13 protein-coding genes are annotated in these 15,321 nt (G+C 28.0%); 1 reads left to right on the plus strand and 12 read right to left on the minus strand.

Features of this window, described 5'->3' with window-relative positions:
* Positions 1-5: 5 nt before the first annotated feature.
* From AC2JAQ_RS13955 to AC2JAQ_RS14005, 11 genes are all read right to left on the minus strand, one after another.
* Positions 6-788 (minus strand): short-chain-enoyl-CoA hydratase, encoded by a 783-nt coding sequence (locus AC2JAQ_RS13955; RefSeq protein WP_488456964.1) that lies wholly within the window; start codon positions 786-788, stop codon positions 6-8.
* A gap of 271 nt (positions 789-1,059) precedes the next feature.
* Positions 1,060-1,698 (minus strand): redox-sensing transcriptional repressor Rex, encoded by a 639-nt coding sequence (locus AC2JAQ_RS13960; protein ID WP_488456965.1) that lies wholly within the window; start codon positions 1,696-1,698, stop codon positions 1,060-1,062.
* Between the two features lie 464 nt (positions 1,699-2,162).
* Positions 2,163-4,358, minus strand: a complete 2,196-nt coding sequence (locus tag AC2JAQ_RS13965; protein WP_488456966.1) for a heavy metal translocating P-type ATPase — start codon at positions 4,356-4,358, stop codon at positions 2,163-2,165.
* A gap of 14 nt (positions 4,359-4,372) precedes the next feature.
* Complete coding sequence (locus tag AC2JAQ_RS13970; RefSeq protein ID WP_488456967.1) at positions 4,373-4,732, minus strand: ArsR/SmtB family transcription factor; 360 nt, start codon at positions 4,730-4,732, stop codon at positions 4,373-4,375.
* 131 nt (positions 4,733-4,863) lie between these two features.
* Positions 4,864-5,484 carry a GntR family transcriptional regulator gene (locus AC2JAQ_RS13975; RefSeq protein WP_488456968.1) on the minus strand — a complete coding sequence of 207 codons (621 nt, stop codon included), beginning with the start codon at positions 5,482-5,484 and terminating at the stop codon, positions 4,864-4,866.
* An 84-nt stretch (positions 5,485-5,568) separates the two neighbouring features.
* Positions 5,569-6,147: a zinc dependent phospholipase C family protein gene (locus AC2JAQ_RS13980; protein ID WP_488456969.1), complete on the minus strand. Its 579-nt coding sequence runs from the start codon at positions 6,145-6,147 to the stop codon at positions 5,569-5,571.
* Positions 6,148-6,460: 313 nt separating this feature from the next.
* Complete coding sequence (locus AC2JAQ_RS13985) at positions 6,461-7,027, minus strand: DUF3867 domain-containing protein (RefSeq protein ID WP_488456970.1); 567 nt, start codon at positions 7,025-7,027, stop codon at positions 6,461-6,463.
* Positions 7,028-7,345: 318 nt separating this feature from the next.
* Complete coding sequence (locus AC2JAQ_RS13990) at positions 7,346-8,416, minus strand: mannose-1-phosphate guanylyltransferase (protein ID WP_488456971.1); 1,071 nt, start codon at positions 8,414-8,416, stop codon at positions 7,346-7,348.
* 334 nt (positions 8,417-8,750) lie between these two features.
* Positions 8,751-10,130 (minus strand): glycoside hydrolase family 1 protein, encoded by a 1,380-nt coding sequence (locus tag AC2JAQ_RS13995; protein ID WP_488456972.1) that lies wholly within the window; start codon positions 10,128-10,130, stop codon positions 8,751-8,753.
* A gap of 701 nt (positions 10,131-10,831) precedes the next feature.
* Positions 10,832-12,208 (minus strand): aldehyde dehydrogenase, encoded by a 1,377-nt coding sequence (locus AC2JAQ_RS14000; RefSeq protein ID WP_488456973.1) that lies wholly within the window; start codon positions 12,206-12,208, stop codon positions 10,832-10,834.
* Between the two features lie 235 nt (positions 12,209-12,443).
* The gene (locus tag AC2JAQ_RS14005) at positions 12,444-13,154 is read right to left on the minus strand and encodes a DUF3298 and DUF4163 domain-containing protein (protein ID WP_488456974.1); all 711 of its coding nucleotides are present in this window, start codon (positions 13,152-13,154) and stop codon (positions 12,444-12,446) included.
* Positions 13,155-13,270: 116 nt separating this feature from the next.
* Here AC2JAQ_RS14005 and AC2JAQ_RS14010 point away from each other — a divergent pair, with 116 nt between their 5' ends.
* A complete protein-coding gene (locus AC2JAQ_RS14010; RefSeq protein WP_488456975.1) occupies positions 13,271-14,218 on the plus strand; it encodes an alpha/beta hydrolase in 948 nt (315 codons plus the stop codon).
* 214 nt (positions 14,219-14,432) lie between these two features.
* On the opposite strand, the gene rluF is transcribed toward AC2JAQ_RS14010, so the two are convergent.
* On the minus strand, positions 14,433-15,320 hold the full coding sequence (rluF, locus tag AC2JAQ_RS14015) for a 23S rRNA pseudouridine(2604) synthase RluF (RefSeq protein ID WP_488456976.1): 888 nt from the start codon (positions 15,318-15,320) through the stop codon (positions 14,433-14,435).
* Position 15,321 lies beyond the last annotated feature (1 nt).

Below are 15,321 nucleotides of genomic sequence, written 5' to 3' on the forward strand. Positions count from 1 at the left end.
AAAAATTACTTATTTTTAAAATTCTTTTCTCTTCTTTCTACAAAAGCACTCATACCTTCAGTTTGATCTTCTGTAGCAAAACATTTTCCAAAATCTTCAGCTTCAATAGTTATTGCTGAATCTATATCAACTTGCATTCCTCTATCAATTGCATCTTTACATAACTTAACAGCTATTGGTGCATTGGCAGCTATTTTTTTAGCCATAGTAATTGCTTCTTCCATTAAAGTTTCTGGTTCAACAACTTTGTTTACTAAACCAATTCTTAAAGCTTCATCAGCTTTTATCATATCGCCTGTGTAAATAAGCTCTTTAGCTTTACCCATTCCAACTATTCTTGGTAATCTTTGAGTTCCACCAAATCCAGGAGTTATTCCTAAACCAACCTCAGGTTGTGCGAACTTAGCTTTTGTAGTTGCGATCCTTATGTCACAAGCCATTGATATCTCACATCCGCCACCTAAAGCGAATCCATTTATAGCAGCAATTACTGGCTTGTCTAACTTTTCTAATCTTCTAAATACTTTGTTACCTAAAAGTCCAAATTCTTTACCCTGTCCTTCATTTAAATCTTTCATTTCTGCTATATCAGCGCCTGCAACAAATGCTTTATCTCCAGCACCTTTTAAGATAACAACATATATATCATCTTGTTTTTCGATGTGGTCTATAGCAGTATCTAAGTCCTTTAAAGTTTCTGAGTTTAGTGCATTTAATGCTTTTGGTCTGTTAATTGTTAAAATTCCAATGTTGCCCTCTTTTTCAAAGATTACATTATTTAATTCCATCGTATTTCCTCCCTCATATACCATAGCGAATATATGGTTTTAAATAGCTTAACAACTAATAACTAACAACTTAATATTTTTCACCTTATATTTTTTCCAAAATTTATTGTTAATTTTGTAACAAACAAAGACAAAAAAATAATTGAAGTACTCGGTACTTCAATTAAATTATAAAACTTAATAGTAAATATTTCAATATATTATTTATATTTTTTTGAAAATCTAATACTATTTTTCCAGATTAAACAAGTTATTCTATTATTAATTCACTCTATTTTGCGTCATTATGATTTAAAAGATAAACTAAAGTCATCATACTTTCACTTAAATGTACATTTTCTACTCTTATATCTTCAGGTACTTCAAGATCTATAGGAGCAAAGTTCCAAATACCCTTGATTCCACCTTCAACTAATTCATCACATACTTTTTGTGCATTAGTTCTAGGTACACATATTATACCTATTTCAACATCATTCTCTTTTACGAAGTCTTTTAATTTCTCTACATCTTGTATTTCTATATCTCTTATTTTAATTCCAAACATTCTTGGATTTGCATCAAATATACCTTTTAATTTAAAGCCCAATCTATTGAAGCTATTGTAATTGGCTATTGCTTGCCCTATATTACCAGCACCTATTATTACTGTATTATAGTCTCTTGTAAGTCCTAATATGCTTCCTATATTATTATATAATTCTTTTACATTATATCCATAACCCTGTTGCCCAAAATCGCCAAAACAATTAAGGTCCTGTCTTATTTGTGAAGCAGTAAACCCTATTTTTTCACTTAACTCTTTTGAAGATATTCTATCAACATCATTTTCCATTAGTTCTTGTAAATATCTATGGTATTTAGGCAATCTTTTTATAACGGCCATAGATATACCTTTTTTCTTTTCCATTTTAATAGCACCTCTTTCTAAAATTGTTCTTTTTTAAAAAGCAATTACTTTTTAGATTGTATTCTAAACTCAAATGATAAAATTACAAATTTAACCTTCTAAAATATTACCATACCCCAAAAAGTTTGTCTATATTTTAACATTCTTTCGGTTTCACTATCAAAAATATATGTATATAAGCCTATTTTTTACATTTATTTCTATTTTTATAACCCTTGGTTAATATAATTAAAATTACACTTTTTACTATAACTTAACTTTACTAATAAATTTCTACAAAAAAAATAAGGCTTGCGTGTCTAAAACCCTACGCGCACACAAGCCTATTTAAACATTTCATAATGTTTAATATAAAAGTTTAAGGGAATTATTTACAATCTATACCCTATGCCTGAAAGTATTCTTACCATGTAAGAATAGCAAAAAAACTAAGTCTTGTCAACAACATTAGACAAATTTCACGGTTATAACTTTTTATTTTTTAATATCCTACTTGAGTTTAGTACAGCTATTAATGTTACACCTACATCTCCAAAGACTGCTTCCCACATATTAGCCATTCCTAAAGCTCCAAATATTAAGATTATAACCTTAATTGCTAGAGCAAAAATTATATTTTGCCATACAATTTTATTTGTTCTTTTAGCTATGCCTATTGCTTTTATTATCTTACTTGGTTCGTCATCCATTATTACAACGTCTGCTGCTTCTATTGCTGCATCTGATCCTACACCTCCCATAGCTATTCCTATGTCGGCTCTGGCTAGTACAGGTGCATCATTTATTCCATCTCCAACAAAAGCAATCTTTTTATCCTTACTTTTATTATTAAACAATTCTTCTAACTTTTCTACTTTGTTTTGTGGTAATAAGTTGCAGTACGCTTTATCTACGCCTAGCTCTTTAGCAACACTGTCTCCAACTTTCTCATTATCTCCAGTTAACATAACAGTTTGTTTAACACCTATTTTCTTTAATCCACTTATAGCTTCTTTAGCATCATCTTTTATTTCATCTGAAATAACTATATAGCCTAATTCACTATTTTCATTAGCTAAATAAACTACAGTTCCAACTTCATTTATAGGTGTAAAAGTTATATTATCTATATTCATTAACTTGGAATTACCAGCTAAAACTGTCATTCCATCAATTGTTACCTTTATACCTTTTCCAGGAATCTCTTCATAATCTGATATTAATGATTTATCGACATCTCCATTAAAGGCACTTACTACTGACTTAGCAATTGGATGATTTGAGTAATACTCAGCATATGCTCCTAATTTTAATAATTCTTCATTATTTAATTCGCTTGTGCTTTCTACTTTTTTTACTTTAAATGTACCTTTTGTTAGTGTACCAGTTTTATCAAAAACTATACTCTCAACATTATTTAAAGCTTCTAAATAGTTACTTCCTTTTATTAGGATACCATTTTTAGATGCTACCCCAATTCCTGCAAAATATCCAAGAGGTATAGATACTACTAAAGCACAAGGACATGAAACAACTAAGAATATTAAAGCTCTTGATATCCATTCTGAAAAGCTTGACCCACTTATTACTAAAGGTGGAATAACTGCAAGAGCTAATGCTAAAAATACAACTACTGGTGTATAATATCTTGCAAACTTAGTTATAAACTTCTCTGTTGGAGATTTTTTATTACCTGCATTTTCAACTAAATCTAATATTTTAGAAACTGTAGATTCTCCAAAACTCTTAGTAACTTTTATTTTTAACAAACCACTTCTATTTATTGAACCTGCTAATACATCATCATTTTTTTCTACTTCTTTTGGTAATGATTCTCCTGTTAATGCAGATACATCTAATGTTGCTTCACCTGATAAAACAGTACCATCTAGAGGAATTTTTTCTCCTGCTCTTACTACTATTATTGATCCTACTGAAACACTCTCTGGAGATACTTTTTGTTCTTCTCCATTAAGATTAATTAAATTAGCAAAATCTGGTCTTATATTCATTAAATCTGATATTGATTTTCTTGATTTATTTACCGCATAATCTTGGAACATTTCCCCTACTTCATAAAATAGCATTACTGCTACCCCTTCTGGGAATTCACCTATGGCAAATGCACCAATTGTAGCTATACTCATTAAGAAGTTTTCATCAAAAACTTGTCCTTTTAATATATTTTTAAATGCTTTTAAAAGAACTTCTCCACCAGCTATAATATAAGCTACACCAAAGATAATAAATTCATACATCTTATCTAAATTAACTATCATTCCTATTATAAATAAAGTTAAGGCTGCCCCTAATCTAATAAGGTCTTTTTTATCTATTCCAAAATTATTACCTTTGATACTTCCATGACTATGTGAGTGACCATGAGCATGTTCATGTTCATTTTCTTCACCACAACACTCTCCATGGTTTGAAGATCTCATTTTATTTTTTTCTGATTCCTTTAGAACTTTTACATCTGGTTCTAAGCCTAAAACTATTTTTTCAACTTTTTCTTCAAGCTCCTTTTCTGAAATACCCTCTTTAGGAGTTATTAATAGAAGCTTTGTTGAAAAATTAAGAACAGCTTCATCAACATCACTAAGTCTATTTATCTTATCTTCAATCTTTCCTGCGCAATTTGCACAATTCAAACCGTCTAAATAAAATTTTATTTCCTTCATGACTAATATCTCCTTTACTCTAAAACGTGGTCTAAGCCTTCATTGAATATGTGTTTAACATGGTCATCAGCTAAGGAATAATATACTATCTTACCTTCTCTTCTAAATTTAACAAGTCTTGCTTGTTTTAAAACTCTTAATTGGTGAGATACAGCCGACTGACTTACTCCTAATAGCTCTGCCATATCACAGACACACATTTCTCCTTCAAATAATGCACATAATATTTTTATTCTTGTTGAATCTCCAAAAACTTTAAATATTTCTGCTAAGTCATAAAGAACCTCTTCCTTTGGTAAGTGTTCTTTTACTCTTTTTAGTATATCTTCATGAATAGTAGAACAGTTACAACTCTCTATCTTATTATTCTCCATAATTCGAACTCCTATTATTAATATTAACATATGAGCATCTGTTCATATGTTCACTTATATTATATGTCTGTCCTACAAAAAATGCAACTAAAAAAAAGCTAAACTAATTTCTAATTAGTTTAGCTTTTTTATTATTTCTTTAAGAATATCTCTATTTTTTTTAATATATCTTCTTCTCCAACCACAAGTAAATTATCGCCTTTTTCAAAAACCAAATATGGACCAGGTGATATAATAAGCTCACCTTTTCTTCTTATAGCAACAATAGTCGCTTTTGTATTTTGCCAAAACTTTGATTCGGAAACGCTTTTTCCTATAAGATCACATTCCTTTGGTAACTCTATTTCTATAGGAGTTAATGGATTAGTATATCTAAGTCTATTAGAATAATCTACTATTCTATCTATCATTTCTCCGATATTTTTTTCTATAACCTTCTTTTCTTCCATCAATGATTCTATATCATGCTTTAAAGATGTGACACTTTCAATTGAATGAAACCTATTTATAAAGTTGTAAGCATTATCCTTTGAGATAATTGTTACTCCACTACCTTTGCTTGATGATACTACTTTCATATCTTCTAATAATTTAACAGCTTTTCTAACTGTTTCAGGTGATACATTATAATTACTTGCTAAAGTTGATCTACCATGTATCTTTTCTCCTATTTTTATGTCATCATTATAAATTCTTCCTGCAATATCTAAAGCAATCTGCTTGTATATAGGTTCATTTACTTTACTCTCCATCTTATACCCTTTCTATTATAAAAATTACTTTTGTAAATACATATTAATTTTAACATATTTCATTATAGAAAGGAAATATTTGTATTAAGCTATACCTTCTAAATAAGCTACTTGTGTATTTACTACTATAGAATCATTTATATACTTAATAATACTTCTACAAGCAAAATAAGCATATTGCATATCGTTTCTATAGCTTTCTCTCATTCTATATATCTTATGAGCCTCCTTTAAGAAAACCTCAACAGACATATTACCCCATATTTCAAACTCATCCTTTGAAGGGACATATGTTTTAGCAAAACTCGCTAAATCTTTTTCATATTTAACATGTTTATTCATGCTATGTTTGAATTCCCATCTTTCACTATGAGGAACACAAAAAAAGTCACATATAAAATGGCATATAACCCCAAGCTCTTGGCTGAATCTACTTATGGAAAATTTCTTTTTAAAGTCATACATACTAAGTGATGATAATTTTTTTATCTTATTTACTATCATATCAAAAGATTCATCTAAATAATGCTTCTTTAATTTATACTTTGAAACCATATCTGGTTTTACATTTCCATATATAAAATTTTTTTCACTTATTTTAAAATCTACGTCAACATCTCTCAATATATTTTGTGCAATAAGAATATGAGTGTTCATTAACATAATTTATTACCTCTAATCTCTTAAAAAAGTCTCTTAATTAATATAATATTTCATATCTAGTAAAAGTATATTACAAAAACACTTTTTGTTTATTAATTAATTATTAATAAATTCGATTTTACTTTGTATAATTATTTCTATAAAATTAATTTCATTCTAATTAATCTATATTTTTCTTGAATTTTAATTTTATTTAGATTATTGCTTATTTAAAATACAGTTTAATATACTTCTAATTTATCTTTTCCCAATTATAAAAACCTAAACATATTAAGTATAAAACTTAATATGTTTAGGTCTAACCGAAAGTATTTTAATAATTATATTGTTCTACATTTTCACAAATTCTTATATCTAAAAGATCATCTGAAATAGTTTTTTTATATGAGCATAAGAACTCATTTAACTCACTATCTTGAAGATCTACATTTTTAGGGCTTGTTATAAGAACCTTATTATTCTCTAAAATTAATTCAATATCGTTTTTTTCATTTTTTATAAAATATGTAGTAACACTAGATGTCTTTACTTTTCCCTTATATTTCTCTTGAAAACTTAAAGTTTTTCTTAAACTTTCATAGTCTCCACCTTGAATTCCAAAGTTACTCATATCTATTCCTAAGTTTTTCATTTGACCTTCAATATCTCCCATATCAAAGCCATATCTCTTAAGCATTTCTGTTTGTATGTTTAAAAATTTTTCTTGAGAAATATTATTTTCATTCATATATTTAGTTATCTCTCTTGAAAGATCCATCATACTCATATTTCCTTGAGCCACTGAGTAGTACAAATCATAAATATATGATTCAAAATTATCTATATCTTTATCTCTTGCCTTATTCTTTAATTCATTGAAATCTACAATTCTATCACTCATAAACAATACCTCCGTAAAGTTCAATTTTATATTATTACTATAATAACATAAAAACATATTTATAACATATTTTTAATATTAATTTTTTTGCTTAATATTTATTCTTATAAAAAATATAAAATTTTAGTTTAAGTAAGCAAAATAGCTTATTCAAGATCTTAATTGTCTTTATAATAAATTTAAAATCTAATATCAAAAAGTTGAACTATGTTTTATGTAAAGATTGCTTTGAAATATAGCCTTTAATTAAAGAGACCTACATCTATCGGTTTTAACAACACATAGATGTAGGTCTCTTTTTACATAAGCTTATTTGGCTTATAAATACTCTTTAAGTTCCTTCTTACCACTAATAGAATTTAATAGATGTTTAATCTCTTGGTCTCTCCCCTTATCCATAACCAAAATAACATCTCCTGCATCAACTAATACCAAGTCTTTTATTCCAAATCCAATTATCAATTTTTCCCTTCCAAAAACGGAACAATTTTCACATTCTTCTAAAAAGACATTTTCTGAAGCTCTATTATTACCATTAGACTCTAAAAATCTACTTAAAGCTGAGAAACTACCTATATCATCCCAAGAAAAATCGCACTTTATAACAAAGGATCTTCTTGTTTTTTGCATTACTCCAAAATCTATGGATATTCCATCAATTAAAGAATATTGCTCTCTTATTACCTCTTCCTCATCATCTTCTCCAATGTGTTGATATATTTCCATTAAACATTTATACATCTTAGGAATATACTTCTCTATTTCTCTTAATATTACATCAGCTCTAAATATAAACATCCCACTATTCCATAAATAAGTTCCCTTTAATAAGAAGTCCTTTGCAACTTCTAAATTAGGTTTCTCTGTAAACCTTGCTATCTTGAAGGTAGGAATGTCACCGTTAATTCTGTCGCCCATTTCTATATAGCCATAACCTGTTTCTGGTCTACTTGGCTCTATTCCAATGGTCACAATAGCTCTCTTCTTATCCGCAATCTCTACGGCTTGCTCCAGAGTTTGAAGATAACTTTTATCTCCTTCTATATAATGGTCTGAAGGCAATACAATCATAACTGCATCCTTGTCCATCTTTAGAAGCTTGGCAGCCGAAAGACCTATACATGTTGCAGTTTCTTTATTAGCAGGTTCAGTAAAGATATTTTCTTTTCTTATATCTTTTAGTTCATCTCTTATTTTGTCTTCATACTCTTTGTTTGTCACTACATAAATATTCTCTTTCTTGATTATAGGTCTAATCCTATCCACAGTATTGCTAAGAAAGCTCTTTCCATTATTGTGTATGCTAAGAAATTGTTTAGGGTTTGAACTTCTTGAAAGTGGATAAAGTCTAGTACCTTTGCCTCCTGCTAAAATTAATGAGTAAAGCATGTTGCCTTCAACTCCGTTAATTGTTATAGTGTATTTTATGTAAAAATATGCCATTATGTGAGTATTAAAAAAATTTAAGACCTTAGTGTAAGCAAAATACTTAACTAAGGTCTTCCATTATTTATTCATATTAATTTATTTTTACTATTTAATATTAACTTTAAATATTAATTCATATTTTATCGTTATTTATTTTTAGATGTGGCTGTAAGATCATCTTAATAAGCAATTAGAGTTTCATTATTCTGGAATAGATAATAGAAACTCTTTGCGAAATTAAGCTAGGTCTGAAAGCATATCTAAAAATAAATTTAACCTAAAATAATCTAAAAGTTTAAAAACCATTGTTCTCAGAAACTTCTTTTATCCATCTTCCTGATTTTTTAATAGTTTTCTTTTGAGTAGCTAAATCCAAAGATATAAATCCATATCTATTTTTATATGAATTTAACCATGACCAACAATCTATTGGAGTCCATAAGTGATATCCAACACAGTTTGAACCCTCTTCTATTGCTTTATGAAGCCATTCTAGATGTTCGATTATGAACTCTATTCTATAATCATCCTCTATTACACCTTCTGCATTTTTAAACTTCTCTTCTCCTTCAACACCCATTCCATTTTCTGAAATAAACCATTTTATGTTTCCATAATTTTCTTGAACATTCTTAGCTATATCATAAATTGCCTTAGGATATATCTCCCATCCTCTATGTGGATTCATTCTTTTTCCTGGCATATCATAGTTGTCAAAGTATCTTTCTGGAGCCCATGTTTCCCCAGTAAATTCTTCTTCCCTAGCTTTAACTCTTCTTGGTTGATAATAGTTTACTCCTAAAAAATCAACTGTGTTATTTTTTATAATCTCTAATTCTTCCTTTGTTGATTCCCACATAACTCCATCATTTTCTAAAACCTTAATTAAGTTTTTAGGGAATTCACCCTTAGTTGCTGGGTCTAAGAATAATTCATTGAAGAAAGCATTAGCAATTTCAGCTGCTTTTAAATCTTCTTTTTCTTCACTTCTTGGATAAGCTGGTGTTAGATTAACTATTATTCCTATTTCACCATCTTGACCTAAATTTCTATACTCTTCTATAGCTCTAGCTGAAGCTAAAGCTATATTATAAGCCGCTTGAAGGCCTCTTTTACCATCAACTATACAAGGATAATGCCATTTATAAAGGTATTGTCCTTCTATAATAACTATAGGCTCATTAAAGGTAGCCCACTTCTTAACTCTATCTCCAAATAACTCAAAAGCAGTCTTAGCAAACTTAGCGAATAATTCTACAACATGCTTTGATTCCCATCCACCATACTTATCATATAATTCAACTGGAAGATCAAAGTGATGTAAATTCATAATTATGTCTATTCTATTTGCTAAGCACTGATCTATCAAATCATTATAAAATCTTACTCCATCTTCATCTGGTTCTCCAGTTTCAAAGTCTTTAATTAATCTTGTCCACTGAATTGAAGTTCTAAAAGAATTTAAACCTATTTCTTTTAGCATTGCTAAATCTTCTCTATAACTATTATAAAAATTTGATGCTATATCTGGCCCTACACCATTATGGAATAATTCTGGTTGTGTATCAAACCAATAATCAAATACATTATCATGTTTCTTATTAAATCTACCTTCTGATTGAGGTCCTGAAGTTGCGGCTCCCCACCAAAAGTTTTCTGGGAAAGTATATTTCATTTGAAAACCCCCTATACCTTTGTAAACTTTTTCTTTATTTAATTGTATATTTTAAGCGCAAATATTTCTATAGTTCTTATATGGCTTAATTCAAAAAAAAGTGGCTAATTTTAAGAAAAAAAGGCCTAAGTATAAACTTAGACCTTTTTCCGCAAACCAATATAACTAATATAATTATTTAATCTTTTTTAAACTTAGAACGTCCCCTTTAAATGACCATACTTAATAAATTCTCTCAAAATTCAATAATTAATAAAAATAATTTCTCAATATAAATACCCTAATATCTATCATAAGCTGAAAGATACATAAAGCTTCTTCCCCATCGAAGCTTAAAAAATTCATGTAAGAACAAAACATGTCCTTTAAGTTTTAAAAAATTTAATCATATTTCCAACAGTAATCCTACCAAAAGGCTCCCCCAAACCTTTAAGCGCAAAACTTAATCTTCAATATGTTTATTATACCTTATTATTGGTTTGTCAGAAGTTCATCTATAAATAACAGGCATTAGTAAATAGACGTAACTTTCAAAGATTGTATTCCTAATTAAGTTATATGTTTTAAATATAAATTGAACACTATATTTTAAGAACTTTCTTTTATCCGCTCATTGAAAACATATACAATCTTTAATTATATTATACATAACTTTTTAAGTCATTTCCATACAAAACCAGTCATATTCATCCATTTTTTATTTATTTCATGATTTTTTTAATTATTGTTAACTTATTTTGGAAAGGAGCATATCTAAGGTTTATATCTAAAAACGTTTTTCTATCCATAACTCCCTTTTTATTTGAAAATAAATCAAAGCTATATTTTCCATGATATTCTCCCATTCCACTATTTCCAACCCCACCAAAAGGTAAATAAGTTGAGGATACATGTACTAAGGTATCATTTATTGTTACTCCACCTGATGATGTAGTATTAAGTATCTTTTCAATTTTATTCTTATCTTCTGAAAAATAATATAAAGCTAAAGGCTTGTCTTTACTATTTATAATGTTTATAACATCATCTAAATCCTCAAAATTTAAAATTGGGAGAATAGGTCCAAAAATTTCCCTTTCCATTACAGAATCATCCCAAGTTACATCTTTTAGTATTGTAGGCTCTATTTGAAGAGTTTCTTTATTATAGTTTCCTCCGAAAACTAATTTATCTTTATCTATATAAGAAATTACTCTATTAAACTCTCTTTCATTTACCATCTTAGAATAATCCTCTGATTTTAAAGGTTCTTCTCCAAATTGTCTCTTAATTTCTTCCTCTAATTTTTTAATAAACTCTTCCTCAATATCCTTATGAACATATAAATAGTCTGGTGCCACACATGTTTGACCTGAATTCATTGCTTTTCCCCAAACAATTCTTTTTGCAGCTAACTCGACTTTACAATCCCTATCCACGATGCATGGACTCTTTCCTCCAAGTTCTAATGTTATAGGAGTTAAATTCTCAGCAGCTGCCTTCATTACTATTTTTCCAACCATTGCACTTCCAGTGAAGAATATATAATCAAATTTTTCTCTTAATAATTCTTCAACTACTTCTTTTCCTCTTTCTGGATTAACATGAAGAACATATTTTTCATCAAATACTTGTTCTAAGATACTTTTAAGCACTTTGGATGTTTCTGGTGCTGATTCAGATGGTTTTAGAACAACAGTATTTCCTGCTGCTATGGCTCCAATTAAAGGATCCATTGTAAGCATAAAAGGATAATTGAATGGACCAATTATAAGAACAATACCATAAGGTTCTAACTGTACAAAACTTTTTGCTGGAAATTGAACTATAGGAGTTTTTACTCTTCTCCTTTTACTCCATTTTTTTATATTTTTAATTTGAGTATTTATCTCATCATATACCATGGCAACCTCTGTTACATAAGATTCAAAGGTTGATTTCATTAAATCTTTTCTTAAAGCTTCAAAAACTTTTTCTTCTTCATTTTTTAAAACTTCTCTTAGTTTTTTTAATTTATTTATTCTAAAATCTATATCTTTTGTTTCATTTGTACTAAAATACTTTCTTTGTTCATTTATCTTTTCTCCTAATGTACTCATAAAATTCTCCCTTTCTATTAACATTTTTAATCTATTATAATCTTACTTAATTAATACAAATTTTAATTACAATGTGGAAATAAATTCTTCTTTTTTTATCTATTATAATCATATATTTCAAAATAATAAAATGAACCCTATATTTATTTTGAAATATATAACTAATTAATCAAACAATATTAAAATAAAAAATAGTTTAGAAAACATTTAATTTATCTTCTAAACTATTTCAATATCAAACTCCTAATTTATAAACAAGCCCTTCGCTTAATTCTCCATAAGGAATTTTAAATTCTCTGATTCCTGAAGAATAAGGTGCTATTTCATATTGTTGAAAATATACTATAACTCCATTCTTATTTAAGTAATATGCTTGATTTTCACTAACACCCTTAAATAAAGCTCCATTTTCAAAATAGATATCTTTTTCTTTTGCAATATCCTCTCTCACCTTTTTGTCAATTATATTTTTATAATCAAATCCTTCTTTAAATAAATCCTTTAGTTTAATCTCTTTTCCAGTCTTTAGATCATAATTATAAGAAATTTTAGTTGTCAATCCATGAGCTCCACCAGTATACTGATAATAATTAACAGGTAAACTTATAACTTCATCTGTATTAAAAGACTCAAATAAACTATATGCCTCCATTTTAGGCATTTTTGCTCCTGCTTCTTCATAGGTCTTACTATACTCTTGAACCAATAGTTTTAAATCACTTAACCACTCTAATGTATAATCTTCTATGATTTTATTTATTTTTTCTACAACTTCTTTTTTGCCACCTACAACCATAGGATACTTAATCTTAACATCGTATTTATCAGTATTTTCTTCTATAGATTTTTCAACAACATCTATTTTATTTATCTCCTCTGCAAAAACTGGTACTGCTAAAACTAAAAATACTAATATAAACCCTAAAAAACTTCTCTTAATTTTCATAAAAAAATAAACCTCCATTTTATAGTTGACTCCTTTTATTTTTCTCTTAAGTGATATAATTATGTATAATGTATAAAGAAAAAACTTATTTAAAAACTTGCTTAGGGGTGATGGAAATGAACTACATTATCATATTGATAATCATTGCAATTATAGTTGTTGTTTTTTTCTCAGCAATAGGTATTTATATATTTAAATCAACTGTAACCAGGAAACTTCATGATATAGATCAAAGCTATAATAGATACGTAGAAAATAACCTTTTTGATGAAACACTATATGATTCTGTTCATAAGGAAGATGTCACTTTAAAATCTTTTGATGGGCTTAATCTAACATCAACATTAATAATGAATGAAAAACCAACAAATAAATTTATAGTCTTAGTACACGGTGTTTCTATTTGCTATGTTGGTTCTTTAAAATATTTTGATATTTTTTATAAAAATGGCTTTAACGTTCTTATAGTAAATCAAAGAAGGCATGGAAAAAGTGAGGGAAAGTACTCCACATACGGTTTTTATGAAAAATATGACGTAAACATGTGGATAGAATATTTAAAATCTAGATTTGGAGACGATATAATATTAGGCCTTCACGGAGAATCTATGGGTGCAGGAACGGTAATGGAAACTATCCCTTTAAATAACTCTATAAAATTTGTTATTGAGGATTGTGGCTATTCTAATTTCTATGAACTTATAGGTTTTCAAATAACACATGGTTTCAAAAATAAAATAGTTAGAAAAATTCTTCGTCCAAGCCTTATTTTCGCAGACTGGTTCATGAAAATAAAAGCAAAATTTTCTATGAAAAAAATAGTTCCTATAGATATAGTAGCTTCAACTACAATTCCAATGATGTTTATTCATGGTAAAGAAGATTATTTTGTTCCTTGGTATATGTCAGTTGATTTATTCAATGCTAAAGTTAAAGGATATAAAGAACTTTATTTAGTAGAAGGAGCTGAACATGCTGAATCTATAGAAGTTAATAAACTTCTCTATGAAAAAAGAGTAATGAATTTTATTGAAAAAGCATTATCTTTTTATACCACAAAATAAAATCATTTGTTCTAAGCGGACATTGATTTTAAGCTAAACTTTTAGACCCAGCTTAATCTTAAGTGAAAATCAAAACTTTCAATTTTGCATTTTAAACTTATACAATTAGAGTATAGTGAGATTGTATTCTTTTTTGATTACACATAAACAAAAAGCTCCTATAAATATAGAATTCTTATCTATATTTATAGGAGCTTTATTATGTTAACTTCTCTTATCTAGAAGCCTCTTCTGTTTTTATAGAATTTGATGTAAGCCTATTTATTTCTGCTAACTCTTTTTTAGTTAAATATCTCCATGAACCTATTTTTAGATTTCCTAAACTAACATTCATTATTCTAAGTCTTTCTAGCTTTTTAACTTCATAACCAAAATACTCACACATTCTTCTTATTTGTCTATTTAAGCCCTGTGTTAATATTATTCTGAAAGCATATTTTCCTTCTTTTTTTACTAAACACTTTTTAGTAACTGTGCCTAATATGGGAACACCATTACTCATACCTTTTATAAATTCATCAGTTATAGGTTTATTTACAGTAACAACATATTCTTTTTCATGATTGTTTCCTGCCCTTAAAATTTTATTTACTATATCTCCATCATTAGTCATAAATATTAACCCTTGAGAGTCCTTATCTAATCTTCCTATTGGAAATATTCTCTTCTCATGGTTTATAAAATCAACTATATTACCTTTTACTTTGCTTTCTGTTGTGCAAGTTATCCCAACTGGTTTATTTAAAGCTATATAAACAAGTTCATTTTCAACTTTCAATGGTTTACCATCAATAGATACACTCTGTCCTTTTGAAACTTTCATTCCTGTTGTTGCAACAACTCCATCTATCTTAACTCTTCTTTGCTCTATAAGCTTATCTGCTTCCCTTCTAGAACAAAATCCTGTTTCACTTATATATTTATTTAATCTAACTTCATCTCTAATTTCATTTTTATTTGATATAACTATATTTTTTTCTGAAGCCTTCTTGGCTATTTTTTGTTTTGTTGGCTTGTTAAAATTTTTTTCTTCATTTCTACGCTTTTTTTTATTAGAAAAACTTTTTTCTCTTCTGTTGTTATTCTTCGATACTTTTCTCACT

Source organism: Clostridium sp. LIBA-8553 (assembly GCF_057782465.1).